Raw genomic sequence first — 16,773 nt, forward strand, 5'->3', positions numbered from 1 at the left:
CGACCTGCCACAGGCCGTGGCAGGTCGGATTAGAATGGGGCGCCCGCCGCAACCGGCGGGCATTGGTTTTGTGACCGCATATGATACCCGCAGCCCCCCTCGCCTTGCAGCCATCTCCGCCTCCCACCCTGCAGCCGCCACGCTGGCAGCAGCAGTGGCGCGACGCCGTGCGCGACCCGCGCGCGCTGCTGGCGCTGCTGGGCCTGGACGCGCAGGCGGCCGGGATCAGCGACGCAGCCGCCGCCCAGTTCCCGCTGCGGGTGCCGCAGGCATTCGTGGCGCGCATGCGCCGTGGCGACCTGCACGACCCGCTGCTGCGCCAGGTGCTGCCGCTGGACGATGAAATGCGGCTGGTGCCGGGCTTTGACCTGGATGCGGTCGGCGATGGTGCCGCCAAGATCGCGGACGGCGTGATCCAGAAATACCGCGGACGCGCCCTGCTGATCGCCACCGGCAGCTGCGCGGTGCACTGCCGCTACTGCTTCCGCCGCCACTTCCCGTATGCCGAGGAAACCGCCGCGCGCGACGGATGGCGCGACGCGGTCGCCGCGATCGCGGCCGACCCCGGCATCGACGAAGTGCTGCTGTCCGGCGGCGACCCGCTGTCGCTGGCCACCGGCAAGCTGGCCGAACTCACCGACGCGCTGGCCGCCATCGGGCATGTCAAACGCCTGCGCATCCACAGCCGGCTGCCGATCGTGCTGCCCGAGCGCGTCGATGCGCCGCTGCTGGCCTGGCTGCGCAGCCTGCCATGGCCGGTGGCCTTCGTGGTCCATGCCAACCATGCCAACGAATTCGACGGCGCGGTGGACGCCGCCATGCGCGCCCTGCGCGAGGCCGGTGCGCAGCTGCTCAATCAGGCCGTGCTGCTGCGCGGCGTGAACGACAGCGTGGACGCGTTGGCGGCACTGAGCGAACGCAGCTTTGCCGCCGGCGTGCTGCCGTATTACCTGCACCAGCTCGACCGGGTCGCTGGCGTGGCGCATTTCGAAGTGGACGATGCCCGCGCGCGCGCCTTGCACACCGAGCTGGCCGCGCGCCTGTCCGGCTATCTGGTGCCGCGCCTGGTGCGCGAAATCCCCGGCGATACCGGCAAGCGGCCGCTGTAACCAAGGCCGCCACACACGGGACCCGTAGGAGCGCACCCGGGCGCGACGAAGCCTTCCTGATAAAGCCTCGGCTGCCCGGTAAAGCCCCGCCGTCGCGCCCGGGTGCGCTCCTACGCCGATCAGCCGGCCGCGATCAGCTTGACCATATCGGCCGGGCTCAGCGGGCGGCTGAACCAGTAGCCCTGGCCCAGGTCGCAGCCGCGCTCGCGCAGCAGGTTGAACTGCGCTTCCTGCTCGATGCCCTCGGCCACCACCGTGATGCCCAGCGAATGGGCCATGCCGATGATGGCCGTGGTCAGCGCCAGATCGTCCGGGTCGCGCTGCAGGTCGGCGATGAAGCTCTTGTCGATCTTGACCCCGTCCACCGGCACCTGGCGCAGGTGGCTCAGGCCGGAGAAACCGGTACCGAAGTCGTCCAGCCAGACCTTCACGCCGGTGCGGTGCAGCTGATCGAGCAGGCTGGCGGCCATCATTTCGTCGCCGATCACCGCCGTTTCGGTCAGCTCCAGATGCAGCCGCGCAGCCGGCAGGCCGGACTCGGCCAGGCACTCGGCCACCGTGTCGATCAGGTCGCCACTGCGCAGCTGACGCGGCGAGACATTGACCGAGATGAACAGGCCATCGCCCACCACCGGCCATTGCGCCGCTTCCAGGCAGGCCGCGCGCAGCACCTTGGGGCCGATCACCTCGATCAGGCCGCTCTGCTCGGCGATATCGATGAAGGTGGACGGCGCAATCGTGCCCAGCGCCGGGTGCTGCCAGCGCAACAGCACTTCCACCCCCACCAGCACACGGTCGCTGGTGCGGTAGATCGGCTGATAGACCAGCCGCAACTCATCGCGATCCCAGGCCCCGCGCAGCTCGTGCTCCATGTGCACACGCCGCTCCACCGCATGGTCGGCGGCGCGGCTGTAGAAACGATGGCAGTTCTTGCCGGCGACCTTGGCCTGATACATCGCGATGTCGCCGTTCTTCAACAACGCAGTGGCATTGCTGGCATCGTCCGGGAACAGCGTGATGCCGATCGAGGTACCCAGGAACACCTCCCGGCCCTGCACGTTCAAGGGGCGGCTCAACTCGTGCACCAGCCGGTCGGCGAGCTGGGCGGCGAGCAGGCTGACATCGCCGTTCTGCAGCAGGATCACGAACTCATCGCCACCGAAGCGCGCCAGGATCGCATCGTCGCCGCCCAATGCGCCGACCGCGCGGCTGATGCGGCTGGCGAACTGCAGCAAGGCCTCGTCGCCGGCCTCGTGGCCCAGCGTGTCGTTGACGCGCTTGAAGTCGTCGATATCGGCAAACAGCAGCGCCAGCTTGCTGTCGGTACTGCGGGCGGTGTTGAGCAGATGATCCAGGCCTTCGCGAAATCCCAGCCGGTTGGTCAGGCCGGTCAGCGCATCGGTGTAAGCCATGTGGCGCACCTCGCGATCGTGCCGGGCGATGCTCTCGCTCATGCGGCCGAAGGCGGAGATCAGCTCGCCGATCTCGTCGTTGCGCGGATGCGGCGGCAACTGCACCGCATAGTCGCCACGCTCGATCTGGCGCGCGGCCGCGGCCAGCAACCGCACCGGCGCCACCAGGGTGCGCTGCACATAGATGGCCAACAGCACACCCAGCGCGACCAACGCGGCCAGCAGCACCAGCAGCCAGCCCAGATCGCGCTTGCCGATCGCGTTGAGGTTCTGCACCAGGGTCAGGTTGGCGCCCGATTCGATCCTGCGCACCCGCTCGAGCGACATGCCCACCCGGACGCCGCCGATACGCTGGTCGCCGATCTTGATCGGCACGGTCACGTCCAGCACCTCCGGCGAGGACTGCAACACCATGGCGCGCGCCGTCACCGCCTTGAAGGCGAGCGGGTCGGTCATGGCCTGACCGTAATGCTGCAGGTTGGGCGAGCCGTCGTGCACCAGCCGGCCGCGTCGGTCGAACACCAGCACGTAGCTCACCACCTGCTGCCGCGCGGCATTGCGCACCAGGGCCCCCACTGCGCCCAGGTCCGAGTAGTACAGCGGATTGGCCAGACCGTTCGCCAGTTCGGTGGCCAGGGTCTCGCCGCGCGTGCGCAGGCTGCGATCGAACAGCTCGTGCAGGATCTGCGCACTGAGCCCGCGCACCTCGCGCTGCATCGCGCTCTGGCGCTGCAGCAGCGACGCCAGGATGGCACCGACCAGCAACAGCGTCAGTGCCATCACCAAGAGAAAGCGTGCCTGCAGCCCGAAGCGCATCTGAGTCATTCCACGTGATCCCTGACACGTCGCAACCCGGCGCTCAGCGCATCCAGGCGCCGGCGGCTGGCCTCATCCAGCGGGTGGAAGGCGGTGGTGCCGAAAAAGCGCTTCAAGGCCGGCCCGGCCTTCGGATCGGACGCCGCCTGCAGCAGCACCACGCGCAGCCGCCGCTCCACCGCCGGGTCCATGCCGGTGCGCACCATCTCCACCGCGCGCGGTACCGGCGCACTGCGATGCACGATGCGGAAGTCGCGCTTGAATACCGGTGGCAGGTGGCGCTCGTCGTCCCAGTCGGCATTGCTGAAAGCACCCGCATCGATCAGGTGCTGATGCACGAACGCGGCGATATTCAATTTCGACCCGACCATCAGGTAACCCACCGAGCCCGGCACCCGGCTGTCGTCCGGCGACAGCAGCACGTCGCAGGCGATGCCGTTGCGCACCAGCTCCAGCATCGGCAGCAGATAGCCGCTGGTGGAGGAGGCGTTCTGCAATGCCAGGGTGTGGCCGCGCAATTGCTTGAGCGACTGGATCGGGCTGTCGCGCCGGACGAAGAACACCGTGTGGAACTCGCGCAGGCCATCGCGCTCGGTCATCACCAGCGGATGCGCACTGCCGCGCTGTTCCAGCAGCATCGCCGCGCCGGTGGTCTCGCTGACCCAGTCGACCCGGCCACGCCGCAGGTAACTGGACATCTGCCGCGCATCCGGCGCCATCAGGATTTCGCCACGGCGGATACCCACCTCGCGCATGCGCGGCACCACGTAATCCAGCAAGGGCTTGAGTTGCGCGTAATGCGTGGCGGGATCGTCGCTGATCCGTCCAAGCACCAAGACCGGGGAAGGCGCCGCCGTCGCCGTCGCGGCCAGGCCTGCCCCCGCCAACAGCCCGCAGGCAATCAGACACCATCGTAGACCGCGCAAAACGGACACTCCCCTAGAGCCGCCGACAGCCTAGCCGAATCTTTCGAGATGTGACAGACGTCAGCTTCCGGCGCGCTTTGCCAGCATGGCCATGCGCTGCGCATCGGACAGAATGCCGCGCAGCAACCGCACCTCCTGCTCGCTCATGTCCGCGCGCAGCAGCAGCCGCCGCAGCTTGCGCATCGCCGACTCCGGCGCGCGCCCCTTGTGGAAGTCGATCTCGTCCAGGGTGTCGCCCAACTGGCCGAACATGCCCTCCAGTTGCGCATGGCTGGCCGGGCCGTCGCGCAGCGCGCCGCCCGTTGCAGCCGCTGCCGGGGCCGGCTCTGCCTCGCCCGCCGCCAGCTGCGCCAGCCGGACTTCGTACGCCACCACCTGTACCGCCGCCGCCAGGTTGAGCGAGCTGAACGCCGGGTCGGAGGGGATATGCAGCGCCGCGTGGCAGAGCTGCAGCTCGTCGTTGGTCAGGCCGGTACGCTCGCGGCCGAACACGATCGCCACCTCGGCCGGTTCGCTGGCCTTGGACCAGGCGCGGCGCGCGCCCGCGTCTGGTGGCAGCTCTTCCAGCGCGACCCGGCGCGCACGCGCGGTGCAGCCGATCACCAGGGTGCAATCGGCCACCGCCTCGGCCAGGGTGGCGAAGATCGGCGCCTCGCCGAGCACGTCCTCGGCGCCGGCCGAACGCCGATACGCGTCTTCGTCGAGCGCACGCTCCGGCGCCACCAGCACCAGGCGCGACACGCCCATCGTCTTCATCGCACGCGCGGCGGCGCCGACGTTGCCTGGGTGCTGGGTGCCGACAAGAACAAAACGGATGCGCTGGCTGACGGACATGAACGGAGATTGGGGAGCGATTCGGCCGTAGATGGTAAACTGCGCGGCCGGCTTTGGTGCCGGACCGCTCTTTTACCTTCGCCATTTTCGATTCTGCCTTCACGGGAGCTTTAACCATGCAGAAACCCGCCGTCACCGTCATGGTCAAAGCCGCCCGCCTCGCCGGCAATGTGCTGTTGCGCGGCATCAACAAGCTCGATGCGCTCAATGTGGTGCAGAAAGGCCGCATGGATTACGCCAGCGAAGTCGATGCCGATGCCGAGAAGGTCATCATCAAGGAACTCAAGCGCGGCTACCCCGAGTACGCCGTGTTCGGCGAAGAAGGCGGCGTGCAAGGCGGCAAGAGTGGCCGCTACACATGGGTCATCGACCCGCTGGATGGCACCAGCAACTACCTGCGCGGCTTCCCGCATTACTGCGTGTCCATCGCGCTGGTGGAAAACGGCGAGCCGACCGATGCGGTGATCTTCGACCCGTTGCGCAACGAGCTGTTCACCGCCAGCCGCGGCGCCGGCGCAGTGCTCAACGACCGTCGCATCCGCATTGCCGAACGCAAGGACCTGGAAGGCGCGATGGTCCACACCGGCTTTCCGCCGCGCGAGCGCGCACGCATCAGTGCGCAGCTGAAGTGCGTCGACGCGCTGCTGGTGCAGGCCGAAGACGTGCGTCGTACCGGTTCTGCCGCACTGGACCTGGCCTATGTGGCCTGTGGCCGCGCCGATGCGTATTTCGAAGCCGGCGTCAAAGCCTGGGACATCGCGGCCGGCGTGCTGCTGGTGCGCGAAGCCGGTGGCCGCGTCTGCGACTACAAGGGCGCCACCCCGCCGCGGATGGACAACATGGGTCCGGAAACGCAGCAGATCGTGGCCGGCAACATCAAGATCAGCGACGCCCTGCAGAAGGTCATCGTCAACACCGGCTACGCCCGCGAGTTCGACGCCAAGTTCTGATCGCCGCCGGAGAGCCGAGCTCCAATCGCCGCCGACAACGTAGGAGCGCGCCCGAGCGCGACGGGCTTTCCCGGTAAAGCCTCTCGCGACCAGGGTCGCTCCTACAACAGCTTGGAGCAAAGTGCATAAGGCCGGGATCGCTCCCGGCCTTGTACGTTCCAGCTCCACGCCAACCAATGGCGCCGCACGATGTAGGAGCGCGCCCGAGCGCGACGGGCTTTTCCCTGTAAAGCCTCTCGCGACCAGGGTCGCTCCTACATCACAGCGTGCAGCAGAATGCACAAGGCCGGGATCGCTCCCGGCCTTGTGCGTTCCAGCTCCACGCCAACCAATGGCGCCGCACGACGTAGGAGCGCGCCCGAGCGCGACGGGCTTTCCCGGTAAAGCCTCTCGCGACCAGGGTCGCTCCTACAACAGCGTGCAGCAGAATGCACAAGGCCGGGATCGCTCCCGGCCTTGTGCGTTGGATGTCACTGGTAGAGCGCTACACAGGATTCAGCGCTCAAGCAGGACGTCAGGCGATCGCAGCGTGGTAGCGGCGCTCGACTTCTTCCCAGTTCACCGCGTTGTAGAACGCGCCGATGTATTCCGGGCGGCGGTTCTGGTACTTCAGGTAGTACGCGTGTTCCCACACGTCCAGACCCAGGATCGGGGTGTTGCCTTCGAACAGCGGGCTGTCCTGGTTGGCGGTGCTCTCCACCACCAGCTTCTTGTCCGGGGTCACGCTCAACCAGGCCCAGCCCGAGCCGAAACGGCTGACGGCGGCCTTGGTGAAGGCTTCCTTGAACTTCTCGAAACCACCGAGGTCCTTGTCGATCGCCTTGGCGACCTCGCCCTTGGGCTCACCGCCGCCATTGGGCGACAGCACGGTCCAGAACAGCGAATGGTTGGCGTGGCCGCCACCGTTGTTGCGCACCGGGCCCTGCAGGTTTTCCGGCAGGCTCTTCAGCTTGGACACCAGCTCTTCCACCGGCAGATCGGCGTACTCAGTCCCTTCCAGCGCCGCGTTGACGTTGTTGATATAGGTCTGATGATGCTTGGTGTGATGGATTTCCATCGTCTGCGCATCGATGTTGGGTTCCAGCGCGTCGTAGGCGTAGGGCAACTGCGGAAGGGTGTAAGCCATGGGTGTCTCCTGGACGTGCCGCCCGGCGAAGACCGGGCGTTGCGGGGTAGATGGTAAGGACGGCGGCGGCGCTTACCAAGGGTGGTGGCAGGGAAACTTCATCCCATCGCATGCCGCGTCGTGTTCGCTGCACACCTTGCACCATGCCCCGGTTACTTGGGCGTGAACCGGACCGGCGCAGCTATGCATTCAAAGTCGACACAGTCGGGCAACGGCATACTTGCCCTGCCGTCCATACCGTCGCCTCCGGAACGTCTTCATGCGCAAGCCTGCTTTGCTGATCGTCGCCATCGTGCTGCTCGTGGCCGGGTTATGGGGCATGCGTGCGCTGCAGACGCCCAAGCCGCACTTCGCGCCGCAGCTGAGCGCGCCGATCGCCGCGGCGGTACCGGCCGAACGGCCATCCCGGCAGCACGAGTTGCCGGGGTTCCTGCCGACCGAAGCGATGGCCACGATCGTGCTGATCCAGCGCGGCGGCCCGTTCCCGCATCCGCAAGACGGCAGCGTCTTCGGCAATCATGAGCAGCACCTGCCCGCGCGCCCACGCGGCTACTACCACGAATACACCGTGGAAACGCCAGGCAGCCCCGATCGCGGCGCGCGGCGCATCGTCACCGGCGGCACGCCGCCGCAGGCGTGGTATTACAGCGACGATCATTACCAGAGTTTCAAATCGTTCCAGGGCCCGGCCCCGGAGCGCACGCCATGAGCGCAGGCGACTTCGCGCTGGATCTGTCCGACCCGCAGCAATCGGGCGTCTACCAAGCCGACACCGACGATCTGGACACCATGGCCGCGCTCGCCCGCGATGCCGGCCTGCACATCCTGCGCGTGGACCTGGCCGGTTGCAGCGACAAGCACAGGTTGCTGATGCGCCTGGCCACCCAACTGGACTTCCCGGCCAGCTTCGGCCGCAACTGGGACGCGCTCTCCGATGCCTTGCGCGACCTGGCGTGGCTGCCGGCAGCGGAGGGCTATGCGCTGCTGATCGACGGCGCCGACGCACTCGCGCGCACTGCGCCGAACGACCGCGACACCTTGCTGGATATTCTCGACCAGGCCGCTACCGCCTGGGCCACGCGCGGGCACACGTTCGCGGCGTTCGTGGCACCTGCCAATGCCTGCGACTAGGCGCGGCCTGCAAGACCAGCCTGCGATCACGGAACAGACCAGGACCGGCACTGCGCGGGCTATCCGTGAGTGCCGGCGCGTATCTATCCCGCGCTTACCTGACGCGCGGCCCCAACGGCTGCCACCGCGTCATGGATCTGTGGTGCCAGCTATCGACACCGCACCTCTACAGGGCCGGCATGCAGTCGCGCGCCGGCCCGATCATCAACCATCCAGTTCGCTCCAGCGCGCGAACGCCGCATCCAGCTGCGCCTGCGCGGCGCCCAATGCGGCGGTGTGTGCGGCCATCGCCGCACTGTCGCGCTGATAGAAGGCCGGGTCGTTCATGGCCTCGGTCAGTGCCGTGACCTGCTGCTCCAGGGTTTCGATCAACGCCGGCAACTGCTCCAGCTCACGCGCGTCCTTGTAGCTGAGCTTGCGCTTGGGCGCGGCATCGGCCGGCACCACAGCCGCCACCGGCGTGGTCGCCACCGCCGTTGCCGATGCCTTGGCAACCGCCATCGCGTTGGGTGCCGGGGTGCGACGCTGACGCAACGAATCGCTGTACCCGCCAACGTAATCGCCGATCAGGCCCTCGCCTTCCATCACCAAGGTGGAGGTCACCACGTTGTCGAGGAAGTCGCGGTCATGGCTGACCAGCAACAAGGTGCCGGTGTACTCGCCGAGCAGCTCTTCCAGCAGTTCCAGCGTTTCCACGTCCAGATCGTTGGTCGGTTCGTCCATCACCAGCAGGTTGGACGGCTGCGCGAACAGGCGTGCCAGCAGCAGCCGATTGCGCTCGCCACCGGACAGCCGGGTGATCGGCGCACGGGCGCGCTCGGGCGTGAACAAAAAGTCCTGCAGATACGCATGTACATGCTTGCGCTTGCCGTTGATCTCGATGAAATCGCGGCCTTCGGCCACGTTCTCGATCGCGCTCCAGTCCTCGCGCAGCGTGGAACGGTATTGGTCGAAGTAGGCGATCTGCAGATTGGTGCCGATGCGGATCTCGCCCTGTTGCGCCTGCAGATCGCCCAGCAACAGCTTGAGCAAGGTGGTCTTGCCGCTGCCGTTGGGGCCGATCAGACCGATACGGTCGCCACGCTGGATGATGGTCGAAAAATCCTTGACCATCGTGCGCGCACCGAATGCGAAGCCGACCTCCTTGGCCTCGATCACCTTCTTGCCGGAGGACTCGCCCTGCGAGACTTCCATGCGCACGTTGCCGGTCAGGTCGCGACGTTGCACACGCTCGTTGCGCATCGATTCCAGACGCCGCACGCGGCCTTCGTCGCGGGTACGCCGCGCCTTGATGCCCTGGCGGATCCAGATCTCTTCCTGCGCCAGCATCTTGTCGAAGCGCGCGTTTTCCTGCGCCTGCGCATTGAGCCGCTCTTCGCGGCGGCGCTCGTAATTGGCCCAGTCGCCCGGCCAGCTGGTGACCTGACCGCGATCGATCTCGACGATGCGGGTGGCCAGCGCACGCAGGAAGCGCCGGTCATGGGTGACGAACAGCACGCTGCCGTTCCAGTTCTTCAGGAACGACTCCAGCCAGTCGATGGCTTCGATGTCCAGATGGTTGGTCGGCTCGTCCAGCAGCAGCACATCCGGCGAGGACACCAGCGAGCGCGCCAGCAGCACGCGCCGCTTCATGCCGCCGGACAGCCGCGCAAACTCCGCATCGCCGTCCAGTTCCAGCTTGGTCAGCGTTTCGCTGACGCGCTGATCCAGCGCCCAGCCTTCGGCTGCATCGATCTTGGCCTGCACCTTGCCGAACGCATCGGCATCGAACACCTCGGCATGGCTGAGCTGATGGAACTCGGCCAGCCAATGACCCAGCTCGCCCAGGCCGTCGGCCACCACGTCGAACACGCTGCCGCCGGTGCCCTGCGGCACTTCCTGCTCCAGCCGCGCGATGCGCACGCCCTGTTGCACGCGCACTTCGCCGTCGTCGGGCTTGAGCTCGCCGGCAATCAGTTTCATCAAGGTCGATTTGCCGGCGCCGTTACGGCCGATCAGGGCGATACGCTCGCCCGGCTCGATCGTGAGGTCGGTTTTTTCCAGCAACAAGGGGCCGCCGACGCTGTAGTCGACGCTTTGCAGAGTGATTAAGGGCATGCGCTGATTGTACGGGATTGGTGATTGGGGATTCGGGATTGGCAGGAGCGCGGGCTGTCGCGGTGACGAATCCCGAATCCCCAATGCCCAATCCCGGGCTAAAATGCGCCATGAACGAATTCTCCGCGCTGCCGCTGTCGCCGGCCCTGGCCCCCGGCATCGACGCCCTTGGCTACACCGTCCTCACTCCCATCCAGGCGCAGAGCCTGCCGCCGATCCTGCAGGGGCTGGACGTCATCGCCCAGGCGCCGACCGGCAGCGGCAAGACCGCCGCCTTCGGGCTGGGCCTGCTGCAAAAGCTCGATCCGGCAGTGACCCGTGCGCAGGCGCTGGTGCTCTGTCCCACCCGCGAACTGGCCGACCAGGTCGGCAAGCAGCTGCGCAAGCTGGCCACCGGCATCCCCAACATGAAGCTGGTGGTGCTCACCGGCGGCATGCCGCTGGGCCCGCAACTGGCCTCGCTGGAAGCGCATGACCCGCAAGTGGTGGTCGGCACGCCCGGCCGCATCCAGGAACTGGCCCGCAAGCGCGCCCTGCATCTGGGCGGCGTGCGCACGCTGGTGCTGGACGAGGCCGACCGCATGCTCGACATGGGCTTCGAGGAACCCATCCGCGAGATCGCCAGCCGCTGCGACAAGCACCGCCAGAGCCTGCTGTTCTCGGCCACCTTCCCGGACATCATCCGCACGCTGGCGCGCGAGATCCTGAAGGACCCGATCGAAATCACCGTCGAAGGCGCCGACAACGCGCCGGAAATCGACCAGCAGTTCTTCGAGGTCGACCCGACCTACCGGCAGAAGGCCGTCGCCGGCCTGCTGCTGCGCTTCAATCCCGAATCCAGCGTGGTGTTCTGCAATACCCGCAAGGAAGTGGACGAAGTGGCCGGCTCGCTGCAGGAGTTCGGCTTTTCCGCGCTCGCGCTGCATGGCGACATGGAACAGCGCGACCGTGACGAAGTGCTGGTGCGCTTCGTCAACCGCAGCTGCAACGTGCTGGTGGCCAGCGACGTGGCCGCACGCGGGCTGGACGTGGAAGACCTGTCGGCCGTGGTCAACTACGAGCTGCCCACCGATACCGAGACCTACCGCCACCGCATCGGCCGTACCGCACGCGCCGGCAAGCGCGGGTTGGCGCTCAGCCTGGTGGCCTCGCGCGAGACCGGCCGCGCGCAGGCGCTGGAAGCCGAACAAGGCCAGCCGCTGACCTGGTCGCGCGCACCGCTGGCCACCGCCCGCCCCGCGCAGTTGCCGCAGGCGGCCATGACCACGCTGCGCATCGATGGCGGCAAGACCGACAAGCTGCGTGCCGGCGACATCCTCGGCGCACTGACCGGCGAAGCCGGGCTCTCGGGCGCGGCGATCGGCAAGATCGCCATCTACCCCACGCGCTCCTATGTCGCCATCGCCCGCGCGCACGTCGCCAAGGCGCTGGCGCATCTGCATGCGGGCAAGATCAAGGGCCGCCGGTTCCGGGTCAGCAAGCTGTAGCAAGCTGTAGCAAGGTGCGGCAGAACTCCTGCCGACCAATCGATCGCGCAGCGGCGACAGCACCCGCCGCGGGATCCACAGGGATGCGCACGCTGGCGCAGATGGGCGATCTGCACACGGCGGCAGGACCGTTGCGCCGGTTTGCAGGCCGTCAGAGCAGCGAGACGCGCAGTCGGGAAGAGGCCTGGATCAATAGCTCAGCGTTGCCAGCAGCGGCACGTCATTGGCCCACTTCTCACGGCCCTGCAGCGCCAGCAGCTCGACCAGCACCGCCGCGCCGACCACTTCCAGTTCCAGCTGTGCGGCCAGACCCAAGGCTGCGCGCAGCGTACCGCCGGTGGCCAGCACGTCGTCGACGATCAAGACACGGGCACCGCGCGGCAACGCGTCCTCGTGCATCTCGATGCGATCGGTACCGTATTCCAGCGCATATTCCTGGATCAGCGTCCGCCCGGGCAGTTTGCCGGGCTTGCGCACCGGCACGAAGCCGGTGCGCAGTTCGCGCGCCAGGGCTGCCCCTAGGATGAAACCGCGCGCTTCGATGCCCAGCACCGCATCCAGCGGCGTGGTGCGCCAGGGCTGCGCCATTTCGTCCAGCGCGGAAGCGAAATCCGGGCCGTCGGACAGCAGCGGCGTGATGTCCTTGAAGACGATGCCCGGCTTGGGAAAATCGGCGATGTCGCGGATTCGCTCGGACCATTGATTGGGTCCGGAAGAATGGGTGCCGGCGCAGCGGGTGCAGTCAGTCATGGTGGCAGTGGCATCAGGGCCGGTGGGGACGCCCCTATTCTAGGCTGCGCGGCCTGACGACGCTGGGTTTACGACATACCTGCATCTGAGCGCGTCAGGAACTGCACGACAGCATCGAGCAACCGGCGCGGTCGCGCGCCCAGTCCGGCCGCCGCGCGGCAAACGCGTCGCGGCCCGGCTGGTCGTCGTAGGGCCGGCGCATGACCTCCAGCAATTCCTGCACGCCCGAGGCATCGCCCTGCTCGGCCAGATCGATCGCCTGCTGCGCCAGGTAGTTGCGCAGCACATAACGCGGGTTGGCCAGGCGCATGCGTTCGCGTCGCTGCTCCGGCGACAGCGTGTCCTGGCGCAGCCGCGCCGCGTAGCGCTGCAGCCATGCCTGCAATGGCACGGCATGCGCGAGGCGCTTGTCCTGGTCGTAGAACGCCTCGTGCAATAGATCCGGATCAAGATTTTCCTGCGCGAACGCGATCAGGCCGCGGAATGTCAGCGTCATGTCCATCTCGGCTTCGAGCATCAGCGCGCGCAGCGCATTGATCAACTGCAGATCCTCGTCGCGGCAGTCGGCCAGGCCCAGTTTGGCAGCGGTGTCGTGGCGGTCGCAGGCCAGGTAGGTATCGCGGAAGCGGTCCAGGCCCTGCTGCAACCGCGCCTGGTCGGCAAACAGCGGCGCCAGCGCCTGCGCCAGGCGCCCCAGGTTCCAATAGGCGACCTGAGGCTGGGTGCCGAAGCGATAGCGACGCCCCTGCGCGTCGGTGGTGTTTGGCGTCCAGTCCGGGTCGTAGTCGTCGACCCAGCCATAGGGGCCGTAATCGATGGTCAATCCCAGGATCGACATGTTGTCGGTATTCATCACCCCGTGCACGAAGCCCACCCGCATCCAGTGCGCCACCATCACCGCGGTGCGCTCGCAGACCTGCGCGAACCATGCCGCGTACAACGCCTCACCGGCACCTTCCAGCTGCGGGAAATCGCGTGCGATGGTGAAATCCACCCAGTGCCGCAGCAGCGCAAGATCGCCGCGCGCACCGGGCAACTCGAAATTGCCGAAGCGGATGAACGAGGGCGCCACCCGGCACACGATCGCGCCCGGTTCGCGCTGCGGCCGGCCGTCGTAGAACATGTCGCGCACCACCGCATCGCCGGTGGCGACCAGACTCAGCGCGCGTGTGGTCGGCACACCCAGATGATGCATCGCTTCGCTGCACAGGAATTCGCGAATCGACGAGCGCAGCACCGCCCGGCCATCGGCCCCGCGCGAGTAGGGCGTCGGGCCGGCGCCCTTGAGCTGCAGCTCGTAGCGGCCGCCATCGACCCCGATCGCCTCGCCCAGCGAAATCGCCCGGCCATCGCCCAGCTGGCCAGCCCAATGCCCGAACTGGTGGCCGCCATAATTGACCGCCCATGGCTGCATGCCCGGATACACCGCATTGCCGGCAAACACCTCGGCAAAGCGCGCGCTGCCGATCTCCGCGGCGTCCAGCCCCAACCGTTGCGCGACATCTGCCGAATACGCCAACAGGCGCGGCGCGGCGACCGGTGTCGGTGCCACCGCCGACCATGCGGCGCGCACTTCGCGGCGGCGTGGACCTTGTTCCGGATCACCAGGCAGCTGCTGGCGCAGGCGGTTGTCAAATTGCAGGGTCGTCATGGCTGCCAGCGTAGGCCAACGACAATGAACTTCGCATGGGCAACCACGCATCCGGCTTTGCGCACGTACCGTATCTTCGATCAGCTGGCCGCCAGCAAGCGGACTCGTCCTGCACATGCTGGCGACAACCACAGCGTTATTCCTCCCTGCCCTTCGACAGACATCGCCCATGCCTTCGCGCGCTTATCGCTGGTTTCGCCCCGCCCTCCTGTTGCTCGGTTCGCTGACGCTGACCGCCTGCAGCAGCGTGTTCTTCGGTGGCATCAACGCCGCATCCAGCCGAGACGGCATCGTCGAGCATCGCGACCAGGTGTTCGATGCGGCGCATGATCTGGCACTGGACGTCTACCAGCCGCGTGGCGCGGTGGATGCACCGGTGGTGGTGTTCTTCTATGGCGGCACCTGGAAGCGCGGAACGCGCGCCAACTATCGCTGGGTCGGGCGTGCACTCGCGCGCCAGGGCGTGGTGGCGATGGTGGCCGACTATCGCAAGTATCCGCAGGTGGGGCCGCAAGGCTTCATGTCCGATGCCGCCGCTGCCACCGGCTGGGGCTATCGGCATGCCCACGCCTATGGCGGCGACCCGACGCGGCTGGCGGTGATGGGCCACTCCGCCGGTGCGCATATGGCCGCGCTCCTGGGTACCGATGCGCGCTGGCTGCAGACGCAGGGCCTGCAGCCCCGCCAGCTGTGCGGGGTGGTGGGGCTGGCCGGGCCGTACGATTTCCTGCCCACCAGCGACCCGGAACTGGTGGAGATCTTCGGCAAGGCGCCGCAGACGCAACAGCAGTCGCAGCCGGTGCACTTCGTTGGCGGCGACGAACCGCCGATGCTGTTGCTGCACGGCGATGCCGACCACGTGGTCGAGCTGCAGAACAGCACCTCGCTGCAGCAGGCCCTGCAACGCACGGGGGGCACGGCCGAGTTGAAGATCTACCCGGGCATGGGCCATCTCGGCCTGGTGCTGGCACTGCGCAAATCACCCGAGCGCTCGCCGGTGCTGCGCGACACGCTGCAGTTCCTGCGGCAGTGTCGGGCGCCGTGATGGGGCGGTAACGGATTGGGGAACCGGGGTCGGGAGTCGCCAACCCTGGCAGGACACCGTCAAGGCACGGTGACCTGCAGCTTCTGTGGGCGCACCGTCGACACGGCGACCGCAATGTCACCCGGCCGGCTTGCGCCCCATCAACGCGAACGGGCCGCCCTTCTTCAGCGCGGCCTGATATGCCGGGCGCGCTTCGATGCGCGCGAGAAAGGCACGCAGGCGTGGATAGCTCTCCAGCCCGCCGCCGCGTGCAGCAGCCGCCTGCACCGGGAAACTCATCTGGATGTCGGCCGCAGTGAAACGCTCGCCGGCAAACCACTCGCGTGCCTGTAGCGACTGCTCCATCCAGTCCAGGTGCAACTTGAGCTGCGGACCGACAAAGCCCGCCATCGCCTTGTCCACGATGGCGCGTGCGATCGGCTTGGCGAAGAACGGCATCGGCGCACTGCGAATGCGCCCGAAGATCAGGGTCATCAGCAACGGCGGCATCGCCGAGCCTTCGGCGTAATGCATCCAGTAGCGGAATTGCAGGCGCTCCGGCGACTCCGGCGGGCGCGGCGACGGCGACAAGGCGCACTCGGTGTCGTAGCGTTCGGTCAGGTACTCCAGGATCGCGCCGGACTCGGCCACGGTCAGATCGCCGTCCACGACGATGGGCGACTTGCCGAGCGGATGAATGGCACGCAAGGCCGCCGGTGCCAGCATGGTCTTGGGATCGCGCTCATGCCGGACGATCTGGTACGGCAGCGCCAGTTCTTCCAGCAGCCACAGCACGCGCTGGGAACGGGAATTGTTGAGATGGTGGACAGTGATCATGGCAGGGACTGCGCGCGGAAAGCACCTATGCTACCGAGCCGCGTGTCGTCGCTGCGCTCACCTGCGCGGGTCGATCTGCCCGGCTCTGGCGCATCGATCAGATTGCGCCCAATAAAAAACGCCGGTCGCTTGCGCGACCGGCGTTTTTGGCAACCTTACGGTTGCAGACGGATTAGACCGCCTGCACCTGGTCAGCCTGCATGCCCTTCTGGCCCTGCACGGCGACGAAGGTCACTTTCTGGCCTTCCTGCAGCGACTTGAAGCCGGTGCCCTGGATGGCACGGAAGTGCACGAACAGGTCCGGGCCGCTTTCCGGGGTGATGAAGCCGAAGCCCTTGGCATCGTTGAACCACTTCACGGTACCGCTCTGACGATCTGACATTTACAAACTCCTGAACTATAGATGGATAAATCGCAGCGTCCGAAAAGCCGGAGCTGAGACTGAGTTGCAGGCGTTGGTAAAGCGGAACGATGAAGCGAGATCTGTAACGATCCGGCTGCATCAGGCCACGATTCACGGTGACCCTTGCAAACACAGTGCGTGCACAGTACTCGTGTTCCCAGCAAAAAGCGACACCCTGCGTCAAATTTTTTACTGTCAGGCCGGATCCGACCACCTGTCA

The 16,773-nt window shown here is 67.0% G+C and carries 15 protein-coding genes; 6 read left to right on the top strand and 9 right to left on the bottom strand.

The window, feature by feature from the left end:
- Positions 1-80 precede the first annotated feature (80 nt).
- Positions 81-1,109, top strand: a complete 1,029-nt coding sequence (epmB, locus tag EO174_RS14865; protein WP_126945416.1) for an EF-P beta-lysylation protein EpmB — start codon at positions 81-83, stop codon at positions 1,107-1,109.
- Positions 1,110-1,228: 119 nt separating this feature from the next.
- On the opposite strand, the gene EO174_RS14870 is transcribed toward epmB, so the two are convergent.
- From EO174_RS14870 to EO174_RS14880, 3 genes are read right to left on the bottom strand one after another with little or no spacing between them, the layout of a single operon-like run.
- Complete coding sequence (locus EO174_RS14870; protein ID WP_115676889.1) at positions 1,229-3,346, bottom strand: EAL domain-containing protein; 2,118 nt, start codon at positions 3,344-3,346, stop codon at positions 1,229-1,231.
- The gene (locus tag EO174_RS14875; protein ID WP_164739863.1) at positions 3,343-4,272 is read right to left on the bottom strand and encodes a phosphate/phosphite/phosphonate ABC transporter substrate-binding protein; all 930 of its coding nucleotides are present in this window, start codon (positions 4,270-4,272) and stop codon (positions 3,343-3,345) included. Before EO174_RS14875 ends, EO174_RS14870 begins: the two co-directional genes overlap by 4 nt.
- A gap of 51 nt (positions 4,273-4,323) precedes the next feature.
- Positions 4,324-5,097 (bottom strand): RNA methyltransferase, encoded by a 774-nt coding sequence (locus tag EO174_RS14880; RefSeq protein ID WP_126945419.1) that lies wholly within the window; start codon positions 5,095-5,097, stop codon positions 4,324-4,326.
- 116 nt (positions 5,098-5,213) lie between these two features.
- Here EO174_RS14880 and EO174_RS14885 point away from each other — a divergent pair, with 116 nt between their 5' ends.
- A complete protein-coding gene (locus EO174_RS14885) occupies positions 5,214-6,047 on the top strand; it encodes an inositol monophosphatase family protein (protein WP_016905058.1) in 834 nt (277 codons plus the stop codon).
- Positions 6,048-6,561: 514 nt separating this feature from the next.
- Here the strand turns inward: EO174_RS14885 and EO174_RS14890 are convergent.
- Positions 6,562-7,173: a superoxide dismutase gene (locus tag EO174_RS14890; protein ID WP_104582195.1), complete on the bottom strand. Its 612-nt coding sequence runs from the start codon at positions 7,171-7,173 to the stop codon at positions 6,562-6,564.
- 259 nt (positions 7,174-7,432) lie between these two features.
- On the opposite strand from EO174_RS14890, the gene EO174_RS14895 reads away from it, so the two are divergent.
- Together EO174_RS14895 and EO174_RS14900 are read left to right on the top strand one after the other, a co-directional pair.
- Positions 7,433-7,882 carry a ribonuclease gene (locus EO174_RS14895; RefSeq protein WP_104582194.1) on the top strand — a complete coding sequence of 150 codons (450 nt, stop codon included), beginning with the start codon at positions 7,433-7,435 and terminating at the stop codon, positions 7,880-7,882.
- Positions 7,879-8,304: a barstar family protein gene (locus tag EO174_RS14900; protein ID WP_126945422.1), complete on the top strand. Its 426-nt coding sequence runs from the start codon at positions 7,879-7,881 to the stop codon at positions 8,302-8,304. The genes EO174_RS14895 and EO174_RS14900 overlap by 4 nt, the downstream gene beginning before the upstream one ends.
- 204 nt (positions 8,305-8,508) lie before the next feature.
- Here the strand turns inward: EO174_RS14900 and EO174_RS14905 are convergent, their stop codons facing one another.
- The gene (locus EO174_RS14905) at positions 8,509-10,401 is read right to left on the bottom strand and encodes an ATP-binding cassette domain-containing protein (RefSeq protein WP_126945425.1); all 1,893 of its coding nucleotides are present in this window, start codon (positions 10,399-10,401) and stop codon (positions 8,509-8,511) included.
- Positions 10,402-10,511: 110 nt separating this feature from the next.
- Between EO174_RS14905 and dbpA the strand changes: the two genes are divergently transcribed.
- A complete protein-coding gene (dbpA, locus tag EO174_RS14910) occupies positions 10,512-11,888 on the top strand; it encodes an ATP-dependent RNA helicase DbpA (RefSeq protein WP_104649036.1) in 1,377 nt (458 codons plus the stop codon).
- A 189-nt stretch (positions 11,889-12,077) separates the two neighbouring features.
- Here the strand turns inward: dbpA and EO174_RS14915 are convergent, their stop codons facing one another.
- Positions 12,078-12,638 carry an adenine phosphoribosyltransferase gene (locus tag EO174_RS14915; protein ID WP_104582190.1) on the bottom strand — a complete coding sequence of 187 codons (561 nt, stop codon included), beginning with the start codon at positions 12,636-12,638 and terminating at the stop codon, positions 12,078-12,080.
- Positions 12,639-12,732: 94 nt separating this feature from the next.
- A complete protein-coding gene (locus tag EO174_RS14920; RefSeq protein WP_126945428.1) occupies positions 12,733-14,289 on the bottom strand; it encodes a YdiU family protein in 1,557 nt (518 codons plus the stop codon).
- A 169-nt stretch (positions 14,290-14,458) separates the two neighbouring features.
- Between EO174_RS14920 and EO174_RS14925 the strand changes: the two genes are divergently transcribed.
- Complete coding sequence (locus EO174_RS14925) at positions 14,459-15,334, top strand: alpha/beta hydrolase (RefSeq protein ID WP_126945431.1); 876 nt, start codon at positions 14,459-14,461, stop codon at positions 15,332-15,334.
- A 117-nt stretch (positions 15,335-15,451) separates the two neighbouring features.
- On the opposite strand, the gene EO174_RS14930 is transcribed toward EO174_RS14925, so the two are convergent.
- Entirely contained in the window at positions 15,452-16,150 is a 699-nt protein-coding gene (locus EO174_RS14930; RefSeq protein ID WP_126945434.1) for a glutathione S-transferase, read from the bottom strand.
- Positions 16,151-16,322: 172 nt separating this feature from the next.
- Positions 16,323-16,532: a cold-shock protein gene (locus tag EO174_RS14935; protein WP_006451993.1), complete on the bottom strand. Its 210-nt coding sequence runs from the start codon at positions 16,530-16,532 to the stop codon at positions 16,323-16,325.
- Positions 16,533-16,773: the final 241 nt, after the last annotated feature.

Origin of the sequence: Xanthomonas sp. BRIP62418 (genome assembly GCF_003993495.1) — a bacterium.
Taxonomy (GTDB): Bacteria; Pseudomonadota; Gammaproteobacteria; order Xanthomonadales; family Xanthomonadaceae; genus Xanthomonas; species Xanthomonas euroxanthea.

What these genes read in the sequence shown, in the direction of transcription:
- epmB (WP_126945416.1), top strand. Translation starts at nt 81, where the DNA reads ATGATACCCGCAGCCCCCCTCGCCTTGCAGCCATCTCCGCCTCCCACC.
- EO174_RS14870 (WP_115676889.1), bottom strand. Translation starts at nt 3,346, where the DNA reads ATGACTCAGATGCGCTTCGGGCTGCAGGCACGCTTTCTCTTGGTGATG.
- EO174_RS14880 (WP_126945419.1), bottom strand. Translation starts at nt 5,097, where the DNA reads ATGTCCGTCAGCCAGCGCATCCGTTTTGTTCTTGTCGGCACCCAGCAC.
- EO174_RS14885 (WP_016905058.1), top strand. Translation starts at nt 5,214, where the DNA reads ATGCAGAAACCCGCCGTCACCGTCATGGTCAAAGCCGCCCGCCTCGCC.
- EO174_RS14890 (WP_104582195.1), bottom strand. Translation starts at nt 7,173, where the DNA reads ATGGCTTACACCCTTCCGCAGTTGCCCTACGCCTACGACGCGCTGGAA.
- EO174_RS14895 (WP_104582194.1), top strand. Translation starts at nt 7,433, where the DNA reads ATGCGCAAGCCTGCTTTGCTGATCGTCGCCATCGTGCTGCTCGTGGCC.
- EO174_RS14900 (WP_126945422.1), top strand. Translation starts at nt 7,879, where the DNA reads ATGAGCGCAGGCGACTTCGCGCTGGATCTGTCCGACCCGCAGCAATCG.
- EO174_RS14905 (WP_126945425.1), bottom strand. Translation starts at nt 10,401, where the DNA reads ATGCCCTTAATCACTCTGCAAAGCGTCGACTACAGCGTCGGCGGCCCC.
- dbpA (WP_104649036.1), top strand. Translation starts at nt 10,512, where the DNA reads ATGAACGAATTCTCCGCGCTGCCGCTGTCGCCGGCCCTGGCCCCCGGC.
- EO174_RS14915 (WP_104582190.1), bottom strand. Translation starts at nt 12,638, where the DNA reads ATGACTGACTGCACCCGCTGCGCCGGCACCCATTCTTCCGGACCCAAT.
- EO174_RS14920 (WP_126945428.1), bottom strand. Translation starts at nt 14,289, where the DNA reads ATGACGACCCTGCAATTTGACAACCGCCTGCGCCAGCAGCTGCCTGGT.
- EO174_RS14925 (WP_126945431.1), top strand. Translation starts at nt 14,459, where the DNA reads ATGCCTTCGCGCGCTTATCGCTGGTTTCGCCCCGCCCTCCTGTTGCTC.
- EO174_RS14930 (WP_126945434.1), bottom strand. Translation starts at nt 16,150, where the DNA reads ATGATCACTGTCCACCATCTCAACAATTCCCGTTCCCAGCGCGTGCTG.
- EO174_RS14935 (WP_006451993.1), bottom strand. Translation starts at nt 16,532, where the DNA reads ATGTCAGATCGTCAGAGCGGTACCGTGAAGTGGTTCAACGATGCCAAG.